Consider the following 24446-nt stretch of genomic DNA (forward strand, 5'->3'; position numbering starts at 1 on the left):
CCTACGCTTTGTAAATAGTTAACAAGGACACGATGGTAGTGCCCTGTTGGTTCCAAGATAACAACGGGCTTCCGATTTGTCTTAACTTCTAATTCCATTAAAGTTTGAAACAATCGTTCAAATCCTTTTGGTGAATGCAAAATCAATTGATCTCGGCCATAGGGAACATTTCGCTTTAAAAATGCTTGTTATACGAGGTCATTTGCCTCAACCAGCTCAAACATGGTAGAAGGCGATAGTGAGAGAACTGTTTTTTTTCACGGGGTTCCCCCCAGGGGCTGTCACGTTCTCCCGGCTACCACCATCGTAAAACAACCAATAAAAAAGACCAACCAGTAAACTCTGGTTGACCTAATAATACGAAAGGGGCTATCCCAAAAGGTCCATTGACCAGGGACAGCCCCTTCTTTAATTTAGAGAGAAGAACAAGCGGTAAACGACGGTTTGTTCTTTTAAACGAAAGCCATCGTTCCTGAAATAAAGCCCTAGCGGCTCCGTAGCACCGCCAGAAGCTCCTCCATATCCTCAGGCAAAGGCGCCGAAAACTCGATATATTCGCCCGTTGACGGGTGAATGAACCCGAGAACGGCGGCGTGAAGAGCCTGTCCGTCCATTTTGAGCCCCTTGCTTCTGCCATACACCGGATCGCCCACCAAGGGATGTCCGATGTATTTCATATGCACGCGAATCTGGTGCGTTCTTCCCGTCTCCAGCTTCAGCTCCAGCAGATTGTAATCCCCGAACCGCTCCAGTACCGAAAAATGCGTCACAGCATGCTTGCTGTTCCGGTCGGTTACGGTATACAGCTTCCGATCATGGGGATCTCTGCCGATAGGCGCATCAATCGTTCCCTGGTCGTGGCTGATATTGCCGTGGACAATGGCATAGTAACGCCGGGTCACGCTGTGGTCCTTTAGCTGGGCCGCAAGCGAAGCATGCGCCTTATCGTTCTTCGCGGCCATGATCAGGCCGGATGTATCCTTGTCAATACGATGCACGATCCCCGGACGGAGCTCGCCGTTAATGCCGGACAAATCCTTGCAGTGGAACATCAGCGCATTAACCAGCGTGCCGGAAGAATGCCCCGGCGCCGGATGAACGACCATGCCGCGCGGTTTGTTGACCACGATGACATCCCGGTCTTCATGGGCAATTTCAAGCGGAATATCCTCCGGAACGATTTCTACGGCTTCCGGTTCGGGAATAACGAGAGAGATCCGGTCTCCGACCGATAATTTATAATTGGGTTTCACCGGACTGCCGTTAACCTGCACATGGCCTTCCGCAATCCATAGCTGAACTTGGGAACGCGAGGCTTCTTCACCGAGTCCCTCCGCTATGTATTTATCGATTCTTGTTTTGGCTTCATGGTTTTCCGCGATCCATTCATGCACATTCGATTCTTCGGCGGCGCCGTCTAGTTCGGCATTACGTTCATGTAAAGGTTCCCGTCTTGTACCGTCCTGCACGATTACTCCATCCCTTCCTTACCGGAGCTTTCTTGAACCGCCCCTGCCGTCTTTTCACGCTTTCCTTCCAGTAGGGTGTCCAAAATAATCAAAGCCACGCCAATGACAATGCAAGAATCCGCGAGATTGAAAATCGGGAAGGTATATGATCCAAAGTTGAACTGAAGGAAATCCACCACTTCGCCCATGATCAGGCGATCGATAAAATTACCAAGCGCACCGCCCAAAACAAGCGCCAGCGCTGTGGGCAGCAATTTACGGCCTTCCGATCTCACTTTTTGCATATACCAAACAATGCCGACGACCACGAATACCGTCACAACGATGAAAAACCAAAGCTGATTTTGCAAAATGCCGAATGCCGCTCCTTTGTTCCGGCTTGACGTAATCAGAAAAAAATCACCGATCACCGGTATCTGTTCATACAGCTCAAGCCGTGTGGCGATCACATATTTGATTCCCTGATCGACGAGGAATACGAATAGCGCGATTAAATAATAGACCACAATAACATGTCACTCCGATCTTGTCTTATCCGCGTAGTGCTGCTCACCTAACCCCGGTGAAGCTCGTCTTATTGTAGCACAGCGCCTCGGATAACGTCCATTCCTGACCAATGCCGTGAACATTTTCCGTCTGTAAAAGGGCACCGGGAGGAGCAATCTATAGTTAAGAATCAAGCGGTCCGAAAAAGACCGGAAGGGAGCTCTCATATTATGTCACATTTAACGGAAGCAGAGCTGCGGCAGCTCCACCGGCAGCTGCTCGACAGAAAAGCCGAACTGCAGCGCCTGAACGAGAACGATCAGCATGGCCTGAGCATATCCGAACGGGACAATACCGGCGAGCTGTCCCATATCGACAACCACCCCGGGGATCTGGCCACCGAGGTTTACGAGCGCGAAAAAGACATCGGCCTTCAGGACAGGGCGGAACTTGAACTGGAGCGCGTTCTTGCGTCATTGGAAAAAATCGAGCAAGGGACCTACGGCGTATGCGTCGTATGCGGACAACCCATTCCTTTTGAGCGGCTGGAAGCCGTTCCCGACACCATGTACTGCGTGGAGGATACGCCGCGCGTCATTCCTTCTTACGACCGTCCCGTCGAGGAGGAATTTCTTCACCCTCCCTTCGGACGATCCAGCCTCGATGAGCATGAGTACTCCGGCTTCGACGGCGAGGATGCGCTTCAAATCCTGGAGAACATGGGCAGCTCCAACTCCCCGGCCATGGCGGAAAATCCTGAAGTGGGCAGCTACAACGAGATGGATTACGAGGAAGCCGATGACCTCGGAGGCTTCGTGGAGGCATACGAAAATTTTGTCGCTACCAATATCGATAACACAGAAGTGTTTATCGTCCGCGGCCCTCAATATTACAATTACCTTCAGGAGGGTGAAGGAAGCTTCCTGTTGGATCCCCATGCCGATTCCGATGAGGATTTGTCTTAGTCCCTAACACATTCATATCCGTGCTCCGGGAAATAAACCGCGATTTCGGTTCTCAAAACCGTAAAACGCGGTTTTTCCGTACGGATGTCCTTCATTCGGAGGAGTCTATGTCAGCTCAGCTCCAACTGGCGCTGTACGATCCGCACGATATCTGCGATATAGTCCCCAATGATCGGAAGGTTTAAAGCCCCGAGGGCCTGAAGGGCATAAATGATCGTTGCCGCAAAAAAGGTAAAACCGATCGCAATGCCTACGCCTCTTGCCGTCCCTGCCAGCAGGTTCAGTCCGATCAGCTTCCAGGGACGGTTCAGCAACTGGGTATATTCGCTGATCCGCGATTGTTCCAGCTGGAGCGCAATGTTTTGCGTAAGATTATAAACGCGGCTGAGCTGTTCTTGTTCATCCACTGTCCCGCTCTGCTTATTTTCCTTATCGTTCAACATGTTACCGTCTGTAGTCTCCCCCACTACGCCTCAGCTCCTTTTCACCCGAAAACACCCCTGTTGTTATGTTCTCTAGGGCATACCTGCAGCCCGTAGGCATTTTGCAGGTTTTGTTTGGACATCAAACGTATTATGCTTCATTCCCCGGAGCCGCATACGGCGGTACGGACTTTTACCAACGGCAAAAAGCCGCCGGATGGGCGCTGTTCCCAATCCGGCGGCTTTCATCTATTCTGTTCCAGATTTATCCGATGTGAATGCCGACCGATTTGCCGCCGAGCTCCACACGCTCCATTCCGGCTTCCTCTCCGAACCGAACATCCGTTACGAGCACATTGTCCCGGAGAACCGAATCAAACGCCGCAATCGCCGCTTTCAGCTCATCATCCGTATCCAATGTCAGGACGATGCGTTTCTCGATCGGCAGATCAAGCTTTTTGCGCGTATCCTGGACCGCCCGGACCACCTCGCGCACCCAGCCTTCCTGCTCCAGCTCAGGCGTGAGATCGGTATTAAGCGCAATGGTAAGGCCGTAACCGGAAGCTGACGCAAAGCCCTCTTTGGCCTGCTTCTCGATCAAGAGCTCTTCAGCCGTAATTTGCAGTTCCTCCCCTTCCGGAGAAGTGACGTTCACGCCGCCGTTTTGTACCACCGTGCGCGTCTCATCGCTGGACATCCCTCTCAGGAAGCCTTGCAGGAAACCGACGTTTTTTGCCGTATTTTTTGCCGGCCACCTTCAGGTTTAGCTTCAGGTTGAAGTCGACAAAACCGCTGTCGCTCGTTTCAACCTCAATGCGCTTCACGTTGATTTCGTCTTTGATGATGTCCTCATAATCCGCCAGATTGAAGTCGCGGTCCATGGAAACGATCAGCTCGGACAGCGGCTGACGGGTCTTGATGGCCGTTTCGTTGCGGACATTACGCGCCAGTTCCACGATCTGGCGCGCGGTTTCCATGTCCTGCTCCAGCGTTTTGTCGATCAGGGACTCATCCGCTTGCGGGAAATCCGCGAGATGGACGCTTTCGCCTCCGCCTAGATTTACGAAAATATCCTCGGCCAGCATCGGCGTAAACGGCGCCATCAGCTTCGACAAAGTCAGCAGCACATGAGTCAGGGTGCCGTAAGCCGCCAGCTTATCTTCCCCAAGACCGCTGCCCCAGAACCGGTCGCGCGAACGGCGGATATACCAGTTGCTCAGTTCATCGACGTAAGTTTCGATGGCTTTGGCGGAGTTCAGGAAATCATTGACGCCAAGCCCCTTATCGACGACTTGGATGAGGCTGTTCAAACGGGACACGATCCAGCGATCCAGCTTGTTGTCCGAACCCTTGAATCCATGCACTTCCGGATCATATCCGTCAATGCCCGCATACAGCGTCAAGAATGCATGCGTGTTTACCAGCGTATCGATCACTTTGGATTTTGCTTCGCCTACAATGCCTTTGGAAAAGCGTTTGCTGTTCCAAGGCGCGCTGTCGGCCAGAAGCGCCCAACGGAAGGCATCCGTTCCGTATTCATTGATGATATCCCACGGGTCGATCACGTTGCCTTTGGATTTGGACATCTTCTGTCCGTTTTCATCCAGAATATGGCCCGTCGCCATCACCGCTTTATAAGGGGCTTTTCCCGTAAACAGCGTGGATACCGCCAGGAGGCTGTAGAACCAGCCGCGGGTCTGGTCGATCCCTTCGCAGATCATGTCCGCGGGGAACTGCTGCTCGAATTTGTTATCCTCGTTAAACGGATAATGGTACTGCGCAAACGGCATGGAGCCGGAATCAAACCATACGTCAATCACTTCGGAAGTGCGTTGCATCACGCCTTCACAGTGCGGACATTTCACTTTTACCTCGTCCACGTACGGCTTGTGCAGCTCCAAATCCTCCGGCACCTCGCCGATGGCGTGCTCCCGGAGCTCGGCCAGGCTGTGAGGCGCAAACTGATGACCGGATTCGCATACCCAAACGTTCAGCGGCGTACCCCAGTAACGGTTCCGGCTGATGTTCCAGTCGACGAGATCCTCGAGGAACTTGCCGAAGCGTCCTTCACGAACGTGGCCAGGATACCAGGTTACGGAGTTGTTGTTCTCGATCAGTTGATCCTTCACCGCCGTCGTTTCAATGAACCAGCTCTCCATGGCGTAATAAAGAAGCGGCGATTTGCAGCGCCAGCAGAACGGATAGCTATGCTCGTATTTCTCCTTGCTGTACAGCAGCCCTTTCTCGGACAGGCTCTTGACGATGTCCAGGTCGCAATCCTTAACGAAGCGTCCCGCAAAGTCCGTCACTTCATCGGTGTAACGTCCTTGCGCGTTGACGACGCTGATAAAGCTGATGCCGTTCTCACGGCAGGCACGGTAGTCGTCCTCGCCGTGAGCGGGAGCCATATGCACGATCCCCGTTCCGCTTGCGTCCGTAACGAAGGAAGCGCCGACGATGATGTTTCCTTTTGCAGGCTTGGCGAAGGTAAACGGTGGCGCATAGGTTTTTCCAACCAGCTCGGAGCCTTTAAGTGTGGACAGTACCGTATGCTCGCCCTTCATCACGTTCTCCACCAGGTTTTTGGCAACGATGTATACGCCGTCTTCCTGTTGTACCCGGGCATACTCCATATCCGGATTCACGGCCAAAGCCACGTGCGACGGAAGCGTCCATGGGGTCGTCGTCCAAGCCAGCACATATTCGCCGCTGTCGTCCAGCTTGAATTTGGCCGTTGCGCTCAAATCTTTGACATCCTCGTAGCCTTGGGCTACTTCATGGGAACTCAGCGTCGTCTGGCAGTCCGGACAGTACGGGCTTACCCGGTGTCCGCGGTACAGCAGCCCTTTGTCGTGGATCGTCGCCAGAATGTTCCAGACGCTCTCGATATAGTCATTTTGAAGCGTAATATACGGATCGTCCAGATCGGTCCAATAGGCGATGGCTTCGGTCAGTTCGCGCCATTTATGCTCGTATTCGAACACACTGGCTTTGCACTGCTTGATAAACGCTTCAACGCCGTAATTCTCGATCTCCTGTTTTCCGGAAATGCCGAGTTTCTTTTCCACGCCGAGCTCAACCGGTAGGCCGTGGGTATCCCAGCCCGCTTTACGGATGACCTTATAACCTTTCATCGTTTGATAGCGGCCGACAAAGTCCTTGATCACCCGGCCCAGCACGTGCCCGATATGCGGGGCTCCGTTCGCCGTAGGAGGACCCTCATAGAAAACGTAATGAGGCTTGCCTTCACGGTTTGCGATTGTTTTTTTTGAAGATATCGCCGTCGTTCCATTTTTTCAGAATGCGGAGCTCTCTTGCCCTCGCTTTTTTCTTTGACATCCACTCTGTTCATGATATGATCTACTTCCTTTCGTTTCGCGGTTTCCTGAGAAAATAAAAAAAGGTCCCCATCCCCAAAGGGACGAGAACCATGCTCGCGTGACCACCCTAATTCCGTTTAAAACATCTGCTTTTCATGCATAAAAACAGTGCTTAAAACGGCACCTCAAGTCCATGCCCGGTCTTTCGGGCAAGGGGCCGATGTAACGTTCGGCTGACGGTTCCGCTTACGCACGCCGCTTAGCGCTTCGGCTTCACTTCTCCGGGAGGATCTTCCTTGGGGCCTGAACATTGGCTTTCAGCGGGGTGCCAACTCTCTGGGGAACAGAATCCCGTCGTACTTATCCCATCAACGAATGCTATCCAATCATGTATGTTATTAGTTATAGACTTTTTCAAGAAAAATGTCAATTCTAATATCAATAAATCTCTCTTGCCTCCAAGCTTGGTTCACGGCTCTCCAAGGACTCCCATCCGTCCTGCTTCAGCAGCTCCAGCTGGGCTTCGACAAGGGAACGGAAACGCGTCCGGTAAATGGAAGCCTGCTTTTTCAACTCTTCAACCTCAAGAGCGACTTTGCGCGATTTGCCAAGCGATTCGTTAATGATGCGATCGGCGTTTTTCTCCGCTTCCTTCACGATCAGTTCGGCTTCCTTTTTCGCGTTAATCTTTAATTCGTCAGCCGCTTCCTGCGCCACGATGATCGTCTTAGACAAGGTTTCCTCAATGTTCATAAAATGATCCAGTCTCTCCTGCAGGGTCACTAACTGGTTTCGAAGTTCTTTGTTTTCGCGAAGCATGCTGTCATAGTCTTTTATGATCTCATCCAGAAAATCGTTAACCTCATCCTCGTCGTAACCACGGATTCGGCGGGAAAATTCCTTGTTATGTATATCCAGCGGTGATAATGACATGATGCGCACCTCCTAAGAATATGGGCTTCGCATGACGGGTTCATCCGCTGTCCGAAGCCGAAACCACCACTCCATGAATACAAGCGGTCATCTGTTGTATCGGCATAATCGACCTGATATTTTACTGCCATAATATAGAAAACCGTGATGCATTTATTTTAAAAGATTTTCGACGAAAAAACGGCAAATCCTTCAAACGGTTTCAAGTAAATTTACCCACCTTGACGCGGTATCGCCCTTTCTTCGTCAATCCTCCCGTTTCAAGAATCTTGAAACGGCCGAAGCCTTGAATGGACACCACATCCCCGTCCTTCAGGGGTGCCGACGGGTCCTCCTCGACTTTCCAATTCACCCGGCATCTGCCCGCCTTGATCGGAATGACGATTTTGGTTCTGCTGATCCGGTAAACATCGCTGCTGATCCCGTCCAGACGAAGCGAAGCCACGGTCAGTTCCATGGTTTCGAGCTTCGTTTCTTTTACCCTGAGCTTGTCCGGGGACAAAAGCTCGGTCATTACATGTACCCGGTGCACCTGGCTTAAATTCATATGCAGGAAAGGGGCGATGTCTTCGCTTACGAGGGCATGGCATCCGTTCTCCAGCACATGAATGTCGCCGATCTTCGATCGCTTGATTCCGAGTCCCAGGATCGATCCCATATAATCCCCGTGCTCCAGCGAAAGAAACTTCTGGTCTCCCGAGGTAATGGCGAGAACCACCAACCCCATATTCTCGTCCTCAAGATCACGGTAATCCGGAGCGATCAATGCACGAACGCGCTCCGCTTCCGGGTGGCCTCCGTCAAAGACGGCATGGACATCCGGATGACGGTTGACCAGGCTCTCGAGAATGAAACGCTGCCGCGGATCCAGAAAATCCGTCAGCTTGGTCTCATGATACTGTCCGGCATTCTCCACCCATTCCCATGCCCTGTCCACAAACTCCCGCTCGTCCCGGTGAAAATGCTCGTATATATCCGGTCTCATCAACCCTGTCCTCCCCGGCTACGCCAGATAGCCGATGATTGCGAAGACGCCGTTCCTTGCAAGCTGCAGAACGAACAGCGCGATAATAGGGGAAATGTCAAGCATTCCGCCAATGGGTGGAATAAACCGACGGAACGGCGCGAGGTATGGCTCAACCAGCTTGCCGAGCAGCTCCCCGATAAAGCTCTCCCTTACATTCGGGAGCCAGGACATCAGGACGTACACGAGGATCATGTAAAAATAGATTTCAAACAAATAATACACGATGTCATAAATATTACTGGTCAAGCTTTAATCACCTCATTCTGTTATAGTCTTGCTCGTCGAGCAGGATCTCCGAAATGGAGCCCTGAATTTCCACGGTATCCGGAGTGCACAGGAAAATATTTCCGCCCACCTTCGAAATGCCGCCGCTCAAAGCATAAACGGTCCCGCTAAGAAAGTCTATTATGCGCAGCGCCTGATCATTACGGACGCGCTGCAAATTAACGACAACCGAACGGAAGGATCTTAGATGGTCCGCGATCTCCTGAGCCTCGTCATAAGACCTCGGCTCAACCAGTACAACCTTCACGTTTTTCTGCGAGTGGATACTCACCACGTTGTTCCCTTTAATGTTTTTGCGGTGATCAAGCGGCGGAGATTCCACCGGCTCGTCCAGCACTTCCCGCTCCACGACCTCTTCTTCGTCCTGCAAACCTATAAAGTTCATAAACCGGTTCATGACTCCCATCGTCAATCCTCCTCTTTTCCCACTAAAATTGAGCCCAGACGCACCCAAGTCGCACCTTCCTCAATCGCCACCTCAAAATCATTGGACATCCCCATGGACAATTCGGTCATTGGCTCCGGCGTAAACGCCCGTGCGTTCAGTTCGTCTCTTAGCTGTCTCAATCCGCGAAATACAGGACGTGTATCTTCCGGAGATGATTCAAATGGAGCCATCGTCATTAACCCGATTACATTCAGATGCTTAAATCGCTCAATCTCCCGGAGAAAATCGGCTGCCTGCTCAGGCTGAAGGCCGTGTTTCGTAGCTTCCCCGGAAATGTTCACCTGCATAAATGCGGATACCCGAATATTCAACGCAGCCGCTTTTTTCTCCAGCTCATTCGCCAGGGAAAGCCTGTCCAGCGAATGGATATATTGAAATTTACCGATCACGTCTTTCACCTTGTTCGTTTGGAGGTGGCCGATAAAATGCCAGACTCCGCGTTCTCCAAGAGCACGCCATTTCTCCTCGGCTGTCTGCCAGCGGTTCTCCCCGATATGCTGAATGCCTTGATCCAAAACGGCAGCCGCCTTGGCGGCAGAGACGTATTTCGTCACGGCAACCACATTGACTTCATCGCGGTTTCTTCCGCTCCTGCGGCAGGCCTCCGATACCTGCTGTTCCACTTGACTGATGCGCTCTATCAAACTCAAGGGAAGACTCACCTCTTTCTCATTCCGATCCAGCTTGCCATACGCCCCGTCGTGCCCCCGTCCTTCCGGTAAGAGAAGAACAAATCGTTGCGACAGCTTGTACACCATGATGTACATTCGATATGATCCGTCAATATTCCTGCTTTTATCATAATGTGTCTGTTTATTTCTTTCAAGTTCAGCATATATTTCCCGTTTCCTTTGTCGGTATATAAAGCGTCAGGGCCATGATCATTGCCCGGAGCGGACAGCCCCAAATCGCGCACGCGGGCCATGACTCTGTCATCGACCTCATAACAGCAAGGACCGATCGACGGTCCGATGGCCGTTCTGATATTCTCCGGGCGGCTGCCGTATTCCGAAATCATGCGCTGAATCATTTTTCGGCCGATTTCGGCCACGGTCCCTTTCCAGCCTGCATGGGCCAAACCTGCCGCTTTTTGAACGGGATCCCAGAAGTACAGGGGCACGCAGTCCGCGTAAAAAGACGTCAGCAGCACTCCCGGCACGTTCGTCAGCAGACCGTCGGTGTCCTGAACGGCCGATAGGCGGTCCAAGCTCCCTTTGCCGCGATCCCCTTCCCCGATGACGGCAATCCTGCTGTCGTGCACCTGTTCTCCGCAGGTCCAGTCCTCAAGCGTGAAGCCGAGAGCCTCAGCCACCAGCTTCCGGTTCGCCATAACGTCTGCCGGACGGTCTCCTACATGGAACGCCAGATTCAAACAATCATAAGGAGCCTCGCCCTCGCCCCCGTCCCGGCCGCTGAAGCCCGCTGTAAGGCCGTCCTCCAGCTCTTCCCATGCTTTAAGTTTAAACAGACCCGGTCCCTGCCGGTCCTGCTTCACAAACGGTTCCATTATTCACTCACCTCTACACCAGTGTAACAGAAATCCGGCGGTTGAAACATTTTCCCCGTGAAGAAGCAGCTTTTGGCATAAAGCATGCGGGTCTAATAAGTCCTCCGGTCCACGCGGTCCGGCCGCTCAAGATAACCTGCAGGCTCTTGTTCCTCCGGCATTCTTCGGACTTCCTCCATTTTGACGAGCACCACGTCCGAACCGATTTTAACGATATTCCGCCAAGGAATAACCAAGTCGCTGCCGCCGCCGAAAAGACCCATGAATTTACCGTAGCTCGGGACAACGATGGCCTCGATGCGCCCTTGTCTCAAATCCAGCTCCAGATCGCTAACCTGACCAAGCCTTTTGCCGTCGATAATATTAATGACATCCTTGGTTTGAAAGTCGGATATTTTCATTATATTCCCCACCATCTGATTATCTGGTATCACGGTCATCACACCTTAGAAGCTTAGTATATTTCAATATATGCCCCAGACCGGCAAAATAGCTTCATTTTGGAGACAAAAGCAAAAAACGATCCCGCAAGGGGATCGTTACCGGTTCCAGCATCGATATTAAGTTTTGACATGCTTCTGCATCTGCTTGATGGCCGACTTTTCGAGCCGGGACACCTGTGCCTGGGAAATGCCGATTTCATCGGCGACCTCCATTTGGGTTTTACCTTCGTAAAAACGCATGGACAAGATCATTTTTTCACGCTGGCCCAGCTTGTGCATCGCTTCCCGCAGTGCAATTTCCTCGATCCAGGATACATCCTTGTTTTTATCGTCGCTGATTTGATCCATCACATAGATCGGATCGCCGCCGTCATGATAAATCGGTTCAAACAGCGAGACGGGATCCTGTATGGCATCGAGTGCAAAAACAACGTCTTCCTTGGGCACGTTCAGCGCTTCGGATATTTCAAAAATCGTCGGTTCCCGGGAATTTAAATTCGTGAGCTGGTCCCGGACCTGCAACGCTTTGTACGCAATGTCGCGCAGCGACCTGGACACCCGGATCGGGTTGTTATCCCTTAGATAGCGCCTGATTTCTCCGATAATCATCGGTACGGCATAGGTGGAAAATTTTACGTTCTGGGAAAGATCGAAGTTGTCGATCGCTTTCATGAGGCCGATGCAGCCGACCTGAAACAGGTCATCCACAAATTCGCCCCGGTTGTTAAAACGCTGAATGACGCTGAGCACCAGCCTCAGATTGCCATTCACCAATTTCTCTCTGGCTGCCCTTACGTGGTTCTGCTGCAGATCATGAAAAAGTTCCCTCATTTCCGCATTCGTCAGAACCGGCAGTTTCGCCGTATCCACACCGCAAATCTCAACTTTGTTTCGGGTCATGATGACTAACCTCCCAAGGAGAAACATTACTGTACATTATCTCCGAGGGGGCTTATTTTATTCCTTGCCTTTTCCATTTAAACCATCTTGTTGAATTCCTTCCGGAGCCGCTTTATGATTCTTTTTTCCAATCGGGAAATGTAGGATTGGGAGATGCCGAGCAGGTCGGCGACGTCCTTTTGCGTCTTTTCTTCCCCGTCCTGCAAGCCGAATCGGAGCTCCATAATGAGCCGCTCCCGGTCGCTCAACTTGTCGAGCGCCTTTTGCAGAAGCTTGCGGTCCACCTGCTCCTCGATGTTGCGGTAGATGGTGTCGTTTTCCGTGCCCAACACGTCCGAAAGCAGCAGCTCGTTGCCGTCCCAATCGATGTTTAAAGGCTCATCGAAAGACACCTCGCTCCTAGTTTTGCTGTTGCGCCGCAAATACATCAGAATTTCGTTCTCGATGCAGCGGGAGGCATAAGTGGCCAGCTTGATTTTTTTCTCGGGATCAAAGGTATTGACCGCCTTAATCAATCCGATGGCTCCGATGGAGACGAGATCTTCGATGTTGATCCCCGTGTTCTCGAACTTTCGGGCGATGTATACCACAAGCCGCAAATTCCGCTCGATCAGCATGGCCCGAATGGCAGCGTCCCCGGAAGGAAGCTTTTGCAGCAAATATTCTTCTTCTTCCCGCGTCAGGGGCGGAGGCAGCGCTTCGCTTCCTCCGATATAATAGACTTCCTGGCTTTTGAGCCCCAGCAAAAACAAAACTCGATAATACTGCAGCTGCAGCGCTAATCTCCATTTAACCGGCATCTTTTGTCCTCCTAAAAGTTTTCCGAAGGAAAACTTACTTCGTAAGCATCAACTTAGTTTCCCGGGGGGAAACTACTTCGTAAGCATCAACTTAGTTTCCCGGAGGGAAACTACTTCGTAAGCGTAAACCTAGTTTTCCGAAGGAAAACTTACTTCGTAAGCATCAACTTAGTTTCCTGGAGGGAAACTACTTCGTAAGTATTTGACCCAGGTTCCTCCAAGGGGAACAGACTTCGTAAACGATATCTTTTTTTCCGAAGGGATACCTGCCTTCCAGCCTCTAACGGACATAGCTGACGCTTAAACATGGTTTTGGCCCCATAATTGGAGGCTGACGGACATAGAATCCGTTAAGATGGCATTTACAGCGTGAAGCGGCAGGCAAAACCGTAAATAACGGAACCTGAGTCCGTTACACTCTTTCATACGTTTAAATAACGCAACGAACGGAATCCATGTCCGTTAGATTTCGAGAATCGGATGCAAAAAGAAGTACTTACCGGCATATCTCTCAGCTGTACATGGCTATAAAGAGGGCTGATTCACTAGGATAGCGGCTGAATACCGGCTTCTTCCATGGTCAGCCATGATCATACCGCCGCGCTATTGCCCGAACTCGCGTCAGCATCTGCCCGAGCCTCCGGCTGCCCCTCTCCGTCCACCAAATCCGGATGTATGATCGCCCTGTAGGCACCCTCGCCTGAGAGAGTCCCGCCGTCAAATCCGACCAGAACCTTTCCGGCCGCATAGTTCCTGCCACCCAGCACGATCACGACGGAATCCGGTTTCAGGGCCAGCATAAACGCCGCTCCTCTGTTCACGCCGCGGTAAGGCACCAGGCGCAAACGGTCCTTCCACGGAAACTCCGTCTCTCCCAGCTCCATGACGAGTTTGTCCGGCTCGCCTTCGGCCAGTTTTTTGCTCCAGGACGGTGGCAGGTAAGCTTCCCATAGCGAAGCCTCCATGACCATAACCGGAGTACGTGTGAGCGGATCGCTTAGCTGGTTTCCCGTATCAAGCAGACCCGTACACCGTATCGTCGCCTCACCCAGGTTTACGGTAACCTCCCCGAGCAAAGTTTCCCGGTTCTCTACCTGCCGCCGGTTCGTCTGAACGGCCTTAAAAATCATAATGACCGCAAAAAAAAGCAATGCACATAAACCAAAAGCCCACTTTCAATTCAAACGAAAGGCCGCCCGAGGCCGAAAACCAGATCCCGCTGAATATCTCTCCCGAATTTTGCAGCAAGTAATGAAACCCGATAATGCCTCCCGCCGCCGCAAAGTTCACCATGTAAAATGCACCCAAGTTTCGTATGTAACTTTGCAGACTGACAAAGCCGAAGGCGATCCACAGCATGATCAGCGATAGCCCGAACTTGATCAAAAACGTGAACAAAAAGCTCAGCCCGGGCACAAACATCATCACGACGTACATCGCACCCGTTACGGCGGATAAGGCAAGCCTCCACCAGCTCGGCTTCAATCTTCGCATCCAAGCCGTTAAAGCTAGCAGCGCACCGTCGATCAACAGGTTTGCCAAAAAGATTAAATCAATATAAACAACCAGGGTCTTCACCCGCCTAGCCGGAATCTTTCCCGGGTTATTATTTCTTGTTTGGGCTGTGGGAGATGTTTTTAGTATAAGAAGAATAGAAATCAAAGTCTGTCTAAACCTGAGGGTTGTCCACCGACTAATTTTGTCGATGCAGGGCAGTTATAGAGGACGGCTGTAACAATAAAGAATGTTGGATGGAAAGGACTCCTATCCCCATTCAGAAGTTTTCGAGGTTAATATTGGGGCACGCGAACATCAGCGACTTTCATGTTTTTCAAGGAATAAAAACGCCCGAAAAAAAGAAAAACCCGTTTCCTCAAAAGAAAACGGGTTTCATGTCTTAATCGTTGTTGCGCGAACGGTTGCGGAGGAAGGTCGGGATATCCAATTGGTCGCTGCTCACTTGATTGCCAAACGGCTTCAGGTTTACATTACTCTTGTCGGACGGTTGAGGCTGCTGCTCACTCTGAGGCACAGGACGGCGTCCTTGCGGCTGAGGAGCCGGCTTGCCCTCGAATCCGGTAGCAATGACCGTAACTTTAATCTCTTCCTTCTTGCTCTCATCAATGATGGCACCGAAGATCATGTTTACTTCCGGATCGGATGCGGATATTACAATCTCCGCAGCTTCATTTACCTCGTACAAGGAAAGATTCGCCCCGCCGGTAATGTTCATAATGACGCCGCGCGCTCCCTCGATGGAGGTCTCCAGCAGCGGGCTCATGATCGCTTTGCGTGCCGCTTCTGCCGCACGATTCTCGCCTGACGCCTCACCAATGCCCATCAGGGCCGAACCGCGCTCGGTCATAATGGTCTTCACGTCGGCAAAGTCAAGGTTGATCAGGCCCGGTACCTTGATCAGGTCGGAGATGCCCTGAACGGCTTGGCGAAGAACGTTATCCGCTTCGCGGAAAGCTTCCAGCATCGGCGTCTTTTTGTCTACGATTTCGAGCAGGCGATCGTTAGGAATAACAATCAGCGTATCCACTTTTTCTTTCAAAGCTTCAATCCCGAGTTCTGCATGGGAAAACCGCTTGCGACCTTCAAAAGTGAAAGGCCTCGTTACAACGCCTACGGTCAACGCGCCGCACTCTTTCGCGATTTCCGCAATGACTGGTGCGGCACCTGTACCGGTACCGCCGCCCATCCCAGCCGTGACGAACACCATGTCTGCACCCTTGAGCGTATTCATGATCAGATCGCGGGATTCTTCCGCAGCTTTCTTGCCTACCTCCGGGTTTGCGCCGGCGCCGAGTCCGCGGGTCAGTTTATCGCCAATCTGCAATTTATGTTCTGATTTTGCGAGGTGGAGCGCTTGCGCGTCCGTGTTTACCGTTATAAATTCGACGCCTTGAACGCCGTTTTCAATCATGCGGTTTACTGCATTGCTGCCGCCGCCGCCCACCCCGATTACTTTAATCTGGGCCAAGCTCTCCATTTCAAAATCAAATTCCAACATCTATTCCATCTCCCCCTCAATGTGCGTGGATGGCACGTCCACTGTCAAATGAACCCGCTATATAAATTCGCTGAACATGTTTTTCAAGCGTTCGATAAATCCCGGCTTCTGGCTGCTGGTTTCCTGAGTTGCTGCGGCAGGATTTTGCTTCGAGCGGTTCACCGGTTTCTTGCTGTTGCCGCTGGTGCTGGCATTTCCTCCGGTTGCGCGCACCCGGATGTTCCGGATCGCATTATGGAGAATTCCGACTCCGCTGCAGTAGCCAGGATCGCGTACGCCGATAAAATCGGGAACCGCGATCCGGACCGAAGTCGCCAGCTCGTTTTGTGCCACCTGGAGCACACCAGGCATGGACATTGTACCACCCGTAAGTATATAACCGCCTGGAAGCTCGCTGTAACCCAAGCGCTTGATTTCTTGGCGCACCAATTGGAAGATTTCCTGAACACGGGGTTCGATAATGGCGGCAAGGTCTTCCTGCGTAAACTCCTTGTCCACATTGCTGCCGATACGGGTTACTTTGAAAGTCACCTCCGGAGCGGCATTGTCCATAAACGCACATCCGTACTTGAGCTTCACCTTTTCGGCTTGATCCGTCAACGTCCGAAGTCCGTAGGCGATATCGTTCGTTACGAAGTCGCCGCCAATCGGAAGCGTGGACGTCGCGGATATGCTGCCGCTCTCAAATACGGCAAGCGTAGTCGAGCCTGCGCCGATATCCACCAGCACGGATCCCATGGTCTTTTCGTCCTTGGAAAGGGCAAGCTGTCCCGAACCCAGCGGAATCAATACAAGATCCTTCACCTTCAAGCCTGACTTTTCCACGCAGCGCAAAAGATTATGTATAGCCGTTTTGGCACCGGTTATAATCGTCGCTTCCACTTCCAAACGGACGCCGATCATGCCGCGGGGATCCGAAATCCCTTCCAATCCGTCTACCACAAACTGTTTCGCTACCACATCGATAATCTCGCGGTCGGGAGGCAGTGCAACGACCTCTGCCGCTTTCAGCACGCGGTCGATATCCTCCTCGCCGATTTCACGATCCTCGTTCGATACCGCCACGACGCCGTGGCTCGTTTGAAGTCCGATATGATTTCCTGTAATGCCGACGTACACTTCGGATATTTGAATACCGACCATACGCTCCGCGTGATCAACGGCACTGCGAATGGATTGTACAGTCTGATCGATATCTACAATTGCGCCTTTTCGAATTCCCTCCGAGTCGGCAGATCCAACTCCAATAATATTAAAGGTTCCATTATTAATTTCCCCAATAATAGCACGAACTTTGGATGTACCGATGTCCAAACTAACAATGATGTCATTGTTGCTCAAGCCCTGGCACCTCCTGTTTTTCACATTGTAATCTACTAATCCAAAAACACTACTCTAACTTATTCAACACGCGCTAGGCTTTCCCTCTTTTTTCTACAATTTTTTTTAGTGCCAACATCTGCTAATTGATGCCCAAAAAAAGTCAAAGAAAAAAAAGGGACGAAAGGCAAGGTGCCAATACGAATGATTGTACCATTTTTTCCTACTTCTGAGTAGGGGGCTCCTCGCCCTCTTCTGCAGAGATTTCCGGTTTGAAAGGTTCGTAGGAATCGGCCTCCAGCATCGTGATGATGCCCGGCTGCTGCGTTTCGGTCACCTGGCTCAAATACCCGACCTTATCCCGCAGCAGGGAGACGGCCGTGATCACTTCAAACTTCGAGCGCGTATACAATTTGATCCGATCCGGAAAGGAAGGCGTAGGCGAAGGTATGATTTCGGAAATATCGGATGTCATACTATTAGGAATATCGGCTAAAACCTCGCTCAATTTGACCTTATTCGGATCTTTCGGATCCCATTGCGTTAATATCGGCTTTTCCACGGCGATTCCGCTGGCGGAAACAGGAACGGATTTGCCGCTTGCCAGAAGGGCCTGGAGGCTTCCGTCCTTTCCTAACTCGTACGCTACCGTAGGGTGCTCGACAATATTAACGATGACCACGCCCGGAAACTGCTTGTCCACTTTTGCGCTCTTGATCGTGCCGATTGCGGTCAGGCGTTTCTCCGTCTCTTCCGTGTCCACGCCGAAAAACTGGGCGCCGATTTCAAGCCCGCTTTTTTGCATGAGCTGCTTTTCCGTATTAAACGTATTTCCCGTAAAATGAATCTCCGACACCCGGCTGACGGGCGAACGGAAAAAGAGTACGGCCAGAAGGGCAATGAACAACAGCAAGAGCACGGCAATGATTTTTCTGCCCGTCCTCGGTTTTGGTTTTTCCGCTTTCAGCGCAGGAATCTGGATTTTTGGCATATCCTCTCTCTCCGTAAAAGACCTGACACCCCCTCGTCGCGGAGGGGATGTACAGGATCGTCAATTAGCTAAATCAAGCGGCTTTGGGACGGGTGACTGTCTATAAATTTTGGCTCCCAAGCCCTGGAACATATGCTCAATCCGGTCATACCCCCGGTCGATGTGGTGAATCTGCTCCACCACCGTCGTGCCGTGGGCAGCAAGCCCCGCAATGACGAGCGCTGCGCCTGCACGAAGGTCCGTAGCCTCCACGGTTGCGCCATAAATGCGCTGGACACCGCGGATAAAAGCACAGTTCATATCGGTTGATATGTCCGCTCCCATTCTTGACAGTTCCTCCACGTGCTTGAAGCGTCCTTCGAAGACCGTCTCTTTCATCACGCTGAACCCGTCGGCAAGGGATAAAAGAACCATGATCTGTGACTGCAGATCCGTCGGAAAAGACGGGTAGGGCGAAGTCACGATGCGCTCGACGGCTTTGGGACGGCCCATGCAGCTTATGTTCATTATATCATTGCAGACACTGGTTTGAACACCGGCGCGCTTCAGCACATGAATCAGGGACGTCAGGTGGGTGGGATTGCATTTGGTGAGCGTAACGCTGCCCCGTGTGGCTGCAGCGGCAATCATGACGGTACCGGCCACAATCCTGTCCGGGATGATCTCGTAATCGCACGGTTCAAGCCGGTCCACCCCGTGAATGGTTATCGTATCCGTGCCCGCACCGATAATATTCGCGCCCATTTTATTCAAAAAATGCTGAAGATCTTGTATTTCCGGTTCTCTGGCCGCATTTGTCAGAACCGTGGTGCCTTTGGCCGTTGCGGCGGCCATCATGATATTTTCGGTAGCGCCGACGCTGGCGAAATCCAGATGGATGTCCGCCCCGACGAGCCTGCTGGCTTTACAGTGAATTTTTTGTTCGCTTTCCTCGATTTCGGCACCAAGCGCTTTAAGACCTTGAAGATGCAGATCGATCTTCCGTTCGCCGATCGCGCAGCCCCCGGGCTGGTAAATCGTCACTTCACCGAATCGGGCCAGCAGAGGACCCATCAGAAAGATGGAGGATCTCATCTGCTTCATTAAATCTTCCGGCACATGAAACGAATTGGCGGATGATGTATCCACAGTGACCGTCTCATGCTCATGCTTGCATTTCGATCCGAGACGGTCGAGTATGTTCAGCATCACCTCAATGTCCAGCAGGTGCGGAACATTGCTCAGCCGGACACTTCCTTCGGCAAGAAGGCTTGCCGCAAGAATCGGTAAAGCGGCATTTTTTGCTCCATGGATACGTATGGTTCCTGATAGGGGGCTTCCGCCCTCAATCACCAATTTGTCCAATGTATCACCTCCGAGTTTACCGCTCTCCCATGACATAGACTTCGGGAACCAACGTGATTCCGTTTCTCTCGGCAATGGTCTCCTGAACCTTCTTCATCAGGGCGAGCACGTCCTCTGCTGTCGCTTGACCGGTATTCTCAATGAAATTGGCATGCTGTTTGGAAATTTCGGCGCCTCCGATCCGATGCCCCTTAAGGCCCGCCGCTTCGATTAACCGTGCGGCATGATCGCCGGGCGGATTCCGGAACACGCTGCCGGCCGTAGCGGATTGAAGCGGCTGCGTACGCCTCCGGCGGTCCTTATAGGACGCCATGGTCGCCGAAATTTCCCTGCGGTCGCCATGCCGGAGCTGAAACACCGCCCGGACCACGATCCCCTTTTTCCCGTGCAGGACGGAATGGCGGTAATCGAACTCCATGTCCTCCGCAGCATGATGAACCAATTCCCCTGTCTCCAGTACAATGTCAGCGGACTTAAATATGCGTGACACATCAGACCCGTGGGCGCCGGCGTTCATGTAAACTGCCCCTCCGACCGATCCCGGTATGCCTCCCGCGAACTCCAGACCGGTTAATCCTTCTTTTCCGGCCAGAACACTTAACTTTACGAATGACATGCTTCCTCCGGCTTCCGCCATGTCACCGTTGAAGGCTGCCTCATCGAATCCCTGTCCCAGCTTAATGACGGCTCCGCGAATACCCTTATCGGATATAAGCATGTTGGATCCCCGTCCCAGCTGGGTCCATGGAACATCGTGGGCGTGGAGGATGGAGATCAGCTTCGCCAGCTGTTCCTTCGTTTCCGGGACAAACAAACAATCGGCAGGCCCCCCGATTTTCCACGTTGTATATTTCGCCAGCGGTTCGTTCCAAAATTGTGCTCCGACGTTAGATTGCGATAATAGTGATTTCAACTGCTGCATCTTGCAGATACCTCCTTGACTTCAAAACCGAAAAGGCCATTCCTCGGCTAGCGAAGAGATGGCCGCTTTTTGGATGAAACCGGCCCGCTCGGGTGAGATTGTCACGATTATAGAGTATCTTATGTAGGGCTCCATAGGTGTGTGACAATCGCCCAACCGTTTTAGCGGCTGCGGATCAACCGGCGGATTTCCTGGATGATAACGGCGGCCGAGTCCGGTTTTCCCAGCAAGCGGGAGGCATTTGACATGGACTCGCGCATCCCGGGACTGCTCATGATTTCTTCAATCCGGGCAAAGAGATGATCCGCCGTCAAATCTTTCTCCAGGATCATCGAGGATGCCCCTGCATCTTCGAGCCGCCGCGCATTCGCCTCCTGATGGTTGTTCGTCACGTTCGGCGACGGAATCAGCACGGACGGGATGCCGAGCGAGGTGATTTCCGCAAGGAAGGAGGCCCCTGCCCGGTTGACAATAAGCGAGGTGGCGGCCAAAACCTCCGGCATGTTGTGCACGTAAGGCACGACATGGAGATGGTTCGGCATCGTACCAAGCTCGCTGCGGACCGCCTCGCGGGTTCCTTCGAAATAAAGCTCGCCGGTAACATACACAAAGTGGACGTCCGGCAACAGCTTCAGCTTCGGAGCCATGCCGATCATCGCGGCATTGATCGCTTTTGCTCCACGGCTTCCGCCGACGATAAGCACGATCCGGCTGTTCATCGGAATGCCGAGCGAAGCGAAGCCCCGCTCGCGGTTGGCCGACTGTACGGTCGTCGCCCGAGGATTCCCGGTATAAACGACGCGCTTGGCTTTGGGAAAAGAGCTTTCCGAACCTTCAAAGCTGACGGCAACCGTTGAAGCATACCGGCTCAAAAACTGGTTAGTGAGTCCCGGAATGGCATTCTGCTCATGGATAATCGTCGGAATGCCCAGTTTTGACGCGGCGTAAACGACCGGGCCGCATACATAGCCTCCGGTACCGATGACAATATCCGGTTTAAAGTCGGAAAGCAGCTTCTTGCTTGCGGATACTCCCTTCAGAAACCGCATGACGGTCTTAACGTTATCAAACGACAGCTTTCGGCGGAATCCCGTGATGTCGATACTCTCAAACGGTAGATTTTCCTGTGGAACAAGCTTGCTTTCCAAGCCCTGTTTGCTGCCGATATATAAAAAAGCGGCATTGGGTTCCTCCGCTTCACATTGCCTCGCAATGGCGACGGCGGGGTATATATGCCCCCCCGTTCCGCCGCCAGTTAATACGACACGCATGCCGTTCACCTCGCATAACGGGATATATTTAGTAAAATGCCGAGCGCGGTCAGCATCAGCGTCAGGGAGCTGCCTCCATAGCTGATCAGCGGAAGCGTGATTCCCGTTACAGGCATGAGGCCTATAACGACTCCGATATTGATGACGACTTGAATGGCGACCATGCCGATAATGCCGACAGCCAGAAAGCTTCCGAAGCCGTCGCTGACGGTCATCGCCACCCGCATCCCCCGCCATACCAGGATGAGGAACAAGAGCAGGACGATCAGCCCGCCGATAAAGCCAAGCTCCTCCGCCAAAATGGCAAAGATAAAGTCGGTCTGCGGCTCCGGCACATAGCTGTATTTCTGGCGGCTCATGCCGAGGCCAAGTCCCCCAAGGCCGCCGGGCCCGATGGCATACAGGGATTGAATAATCTGGTATCCCGTTCCCAGCGGATCCGACCACGGATCCAGAAAGCCCGTAATCCGTTTCAACCGGTACGGCGCCGTCAGAATGAGGCCCACGAAGCCGGCGGCACCGCCTAAAGCAAGAAAGCCGAGGTGCTTCATCCGGACGCCTGCCGCGAACACGATCATGAGCGCGGCCCCCAACATGACGGCCCCGGTTCCCAGATCCGGCTGCAGCATGATCAGGCCGAAGGCCAGTCCGATCAGACCGAGCGGCGGCATCAGCCCTTTCGTGAAGGAGGTAATATCGTAACCCTCCCTGCTGAGCCACTTGGAAAGAAATAAGATCATGCCGAGTTTCATGAATTCCGACGGCTGGATACCGAATGAACTGATGCCGAGCCAGCTTCGGGCACCTCCGCGCACGACGCCGATCCCCGGAATCAGAACGATGACCAGCATGAAAAAGCAGACCAGAAGGCCGAGCTTCGCATACTTTTTCCATACGCGAAAGTCCGTATTGGCCGTAAAATACATGGCAGCCAGTCCTAAACCGGCGAACAGAAGCTGCCTCTTGACAAAATAAAACCGATCTCCATAGTCATGAAAAGCAAGTACGGACCCCGCGCTGTAAACCATGACGATTCCGATGGTTAGCAGGGCCAAAATACTAATCAGGAGCCACAAATCCGGCGCCGGACGGTTCTTGTTCATGAAGAGGCCACCTTTAGCATACGAAGTAGGGGCTTTTCCACCCCCCTACTTACAGATTATGCACCGCCTCTTTAAAAATGCGTCCACGCACCTCATAAGAAGGAAACATGTCCCAGCTTGCGCAGGCGGGAGACAGAAGGACGATATCCCCCTCCTCCGCCAATGTCGCGGCTTTTCTCACGGCGGCGGTCAGCACAGCGGCGGCGTCCTTCTCATTATCGACGAGGACGATTTCCTTTAATCCCGCTTGTTCCGCAGCTCTCGCGATTTTCTCCCTCGTTTCGCCAAGAAGCACGGCGGCTTTGACGCGGCCTTTCAGCGACGGTACCAGCTCCTCGTAATCCGAGCCTCTGTCCAAACCACCCGCAATCAGCACGATCGGACGGTTGAGCGAGGTGAGCGCCATGTTCGTTGCTTTCGAGTTGGTCGCTTTGGAATTGTTGTAATAATCTACGCCTCCGATGTTCTTCACGAATTCCAGACGGTGCTCCACCCCCCGGAAATCGGCAAGCGGACCTGCCAGGGAAGATACGTCCGCACCGGCCGCAATCGCTACGGCACAGGCGGCAAGAGCGTTTTCCACATTGAAGCGGCCCGGCAATCCGATGTTTTCGACCGAAATGATCTCATGGGTAAAGCCTTGATCGTCCGTATATACCACGGTACGTCCGATCCCGTCTTCCACCCCGGGCAAGTATGGCGGAACCACATGCACGCCCTCGCGAAGAGCCTCGCTCGTCGAGAAAGGCAAAATATGCGCTTTGATGTAAGGCACGAGGCTCCGGCATACCGGATCATCCCAGTTCAGCACGGCGGTATCTTCCGCCGTCTGATTGCTGAACAGCTTAGCCTTGGAGGATACATAATCATCCATCCCCCCCGTGATAATCCAAATGCGTCTCCGCTACGTTCAGCAGGCAGGCTATACGCGGGCGGTAATCTTCCGTTCCCTTGAGCTGGAAGCTGCTGAGTTCTACAACCATCCAGTTGTCTTGCTCCGCTTCTTCAGCGGCTTGGCACAATGGGGTTCCGATATTGCCGGCGACAATCGGCGATTTGCCCGCAGCCTCGAGCAGCTTGCCGACCCATGTCGTCGTCGTTGTCTTGCCGTTGGAGCCGGTAATGCCGATCATCGGTGCACGGCAGATGTGATAGGCCACCTCGACCTCCGTTACGACGGGAATGCCTAGTTCCTGTGCCTTAACGACAGGCGCCACATGGTATGGAATGCCCGGATTTTTAACGAGCAGGGAAACGCCCGGATGGACCAGCCCCTCCGGATGGCCGCCGTTAATAACGGAAATGCCCAAAGCCTCAAGCTCCGAAGCTTCGGGACACTCCTCCCTTTCTTTCCGGTCATTGACCGTAACTACCGCTCCCGCCCGGTGCAGCACCTTGGCCACCTGCACTCCGCTTTTGGCGAGTCCCAGGACGACAACTTCTTTTCCCCGGTAAAATTCTGGATGCTTCATTT

At 52.6% G+C, this 24446-nt stretch carries 20 protein-coding genes and 3 pseudogenes; 1 reads left to right on the plus strand and 22 read right to left on the minus strand.

The annotated features are described in order from the left end of the window. Nucleotides 1-485: 485 nt before the first annotated feature. Nucleotides 486-1394, minus strand: coding sequence for an RluA family pseudouridine synthase (locus XI25_RS25495; protein WP_152669225.1), 909 nt, complete (start codon nt 1392-1394; stop codon nt 486-488). Between the two features lie 77 nt (nt 1395-1471). Beyond that, nucleotides 1472-1975 (minus strand): signal peptidase II, encoded by a 504-nt coding sequence (gene lspA, locus XI25_RS25500; RefSeq protein WP_046680825.1) that lies wholly within the window; start codon nt 1973-1975, stop codon nt 1472-1474. Between the two features lie 210 nt (nt 1976-2185). Between lspA and XI25_RS25505 the strand changes: the two genes are divergently transcribed. Beyond that, nucleotides 2186-2920, plus strand: coding sequence for a TraR/DksA C4-type zinc finger protein (locus XI25_RS25505; RefSeq protein WP_046680826.1), 735 nt, complete (start codon nt 2186-2188; stop codon nt 2918-2920). A gap of 110 nt (nt 2921-3030) precedes the next feature. On the opposite strand, the gene XI25_RS25510 is transcribed toward XI25_RS25505, so the two are convergent. From XI25_RS25510 to murD, 20 genes and pseudogenes are all read right to left on the minus strand, one after another. Further along, entirely contained in the window at nt 3031-3363 is a 333-nt protein-coding gene (locus tag XI25_RS25510) for a DUF5665 domain-containing protein (RefSeq protein WP_046680827.1), read from the minus strand. Nucleotides 3364-3607: 244 nt separating this feature from the next. Next, nucleotides 3608-6694: pseudogene (ileS, locus tag XI25_RS25515) on the minus strand (isoleucine--tRNA ligase). A 406-nt stretch (nt 6695-7100) separates the two neighbouring features. Then, nucleotides 7101-7595, minus strand: coding sequence for a DivIVA domain-containing protein (locus XI25_RS25520; protein WP_046680828.1), 495 nt, complete (start codon nt 7593-7595; stop codon nt 7101-7103). Between the two features lie 202 nt (nt 7596-7797). After that, nucleotides 7798-8580, minus strand: a complete 783-nt coding sequence (locus XI25_RS25525; protein ID WP_200901485.1) for a YlmH family RNA-binding protein — start codon at nt 8578-8580, stop codon at nt 7798-7800. An 18-nt stretch (nt 8581-8598) separates the two neighbouring features. Beyond that, nucleotides 8599-8868, minus strand: coding sequence for a YggT family protein (locus XI25_RS25530; protein WP_046680830.1), 270 nt, complete (start codon nt 8866-8868; stop codon nt 8599-8601). Nucleotides 8869-8875: 7 nt separating this feature from the next. After that, the gene (locus XI25_RS25535) at nt 8876-9313 is read right to left on the minus strand and encodes a cell division protein SepF (RefSeq protein ID WP_046680831.1); all 438 of its coding nucleotides are present in this window, start codon (nt 9311-9313) and stop codon (nt 8876-8878) included. A 2-nt stretch (nt 9314-9315) separates the two neighbouring features. After that, nucleotides 9316-10005: a YggS family pyridoxal phosphate-dependent enzyme gene (locus XI25_RS25540; RefSeq protein WP_046680832.1), complete on the minus strand. Its 690-nt coding sequence runs from the start codon at nt 10003-10005 to the stop codon at nt 9316-9318. 8 nt (nt 10006-10013) lie between these two features. After that, entirely contained in the window at nt 10014-10862 is an 849-nt protein-coding gene (gene pgeF, locus XI25_RS25545; RefSeq protein WP_046680833.1) for a peptidoglycan editing factor PgeF, read from the minus strand. A 92-nt stretch (nt 10863-10954) separates the two neighbouring features. Then, nucleotides 10955-11263 carry a YlmC/YmxH family sporulation protein gene (locus XI25_RS25550; protein WP_046680834.1) on the minus strand — a complete coding sequence of 103 codons (309 nt, stop codon included), beginning with the start codon at nt 11261-11263 and terminating at the stop codon, nt 10955-10957. 159 nt (nt 11264-11422) lie between these two features. Further along, nucleotides 11423-12205 (minus strand): RNA polymerase sporulation sigma factor SigG, encoded by a 783-nt coding sequence (sigG, locus tag XI25_RS25555; RefSeq protein ID WP_046680835.1) that lies wholly within the window; start codon nt 12203-12205, stop codon nt 11423-11425. A gap of 77 nt (nt 12206-12282) precedes the next feature. After that, on the minus strand, nt 12283-13005 hold the full coding sequence (sigE, locus tag XI25_RS25560; RefSeq protein ID WP_046680836.1) for an RNA polymerase sporulation sigma factor SigE: 723 nt from the start codon (nt 13003-13005) through the stop codon (nt 12283-12285). A gap of 590 nt (nt 13006-13595) precedes the next feature. After that, nucleotides 13596-14574, minus strand: a pseudogene (spoIIGA, locus tag XI25_RS25565) (sigma-E processing peptidase SpoIIGA). 328 nt (nt 14575-14902) lie between these two features. Then, nucleotides 14903-16021: a cell division protein FtsZ gene (gene ftsZ / locus XI25_RS25570; protein ID WP_046680837.1), complete on the minus strand. Its 1119-nt coding sequence runs from the start codon at nt 16019-16021 to the stop codon at nt 14903-14905. 57 nt (nt 16022-16078) lie between these two features. Then, nucleotides 16079-17362: a cell division protein FtsA gene (gene ftsA / locus XI25_RS25575; RefSeq protein WP_046680838.1), complete on the minus strand. Its 1284-nt coding sequence runs from the start codon at nt 17360-17362 to the stop codon at nt 16079-16081. A gap of 202 nt (nt 17363-17564) precedes the next feature. Then, complete coding sequence (locus XI25_RS25580; RefSeq protein ID WP_046680839.1) at nt 17565-18332, minus strand: cell division protein FtsQ/DivIB; 768 nt, start codon at nt 18330-18332, stop codon at nt 17565-17567. Nucleotides 18333-18392: 60 nt separating this feature from the next. Next, nucleotides 18393-19676, minus strand: coding sequence for a UDP-N-acetylglucosamine 1-carboxyvinyltransferase (gene murA / locus XI25_RS25585; RefSeq protein WP_046680840.1), 1284 nt, complete (start codon nt 19674-19676; stop codon nt 18393-18395). Nucleotides 19677-19692: 16 nt separating this feature from the next. Further along, nucleotides 19693-20598, minus strand: a complete 906-nt coding sequence (gene murB, locus XI25_RS25590; RefSeq protein WP_046680841.1) for a UDP-N-acetylmuramate dehydrogenase — start codon at nt 20596-20598, stop codon at nt 19693-19695. A 161-nt stretch (nt 20599-20759) separates the two neighbouring features. Then, nucleotides 20760-21869, minus strand: coding sequence for an undecaprenyldiphospho-muramoylpentapeptide beta-N-acetylglucosaminyltransferase (gene murG / locus XI25_RS25595; RefSeq protein ID WP_046680842.1), 1110 nt, complete (start codon nt 21867-21869; stop codon nt 20760-20762). A 5-nt stretch (nt 21870-21874) separates the two neighbouring features. Further along, on the minus strand, nt 21875-22972 hold the full coding sequence (gene spoVE / locus XI25_RS25600) for a stage V sporulation protein E (protein ID WP_046680843.1): 1098 nt from the start codon (nt 22970-22972) through the stop codon (nt 21875-21877). A gap of 49 nt (nt 22973-23021) precedes the next feature. Beyond that, nucleotides 23022-24444 (minus strand): annotated as a pseudogene (murD, locus tag XI25_RS25605) (UDP-N-acetylmuramoyl-L-alanine--D-glutamate ligase). Nucleotides 24445-24446: the final 2 nt, after the last annotated feature.

The organism is Paenibacillus sp. DMB20, assembly GCF_000987955.1.
GTDB lineage: Bacteria > Bacillota > Bacilli > Paenibacillales > Paenibacillaceae > Paenibacillus_AQ.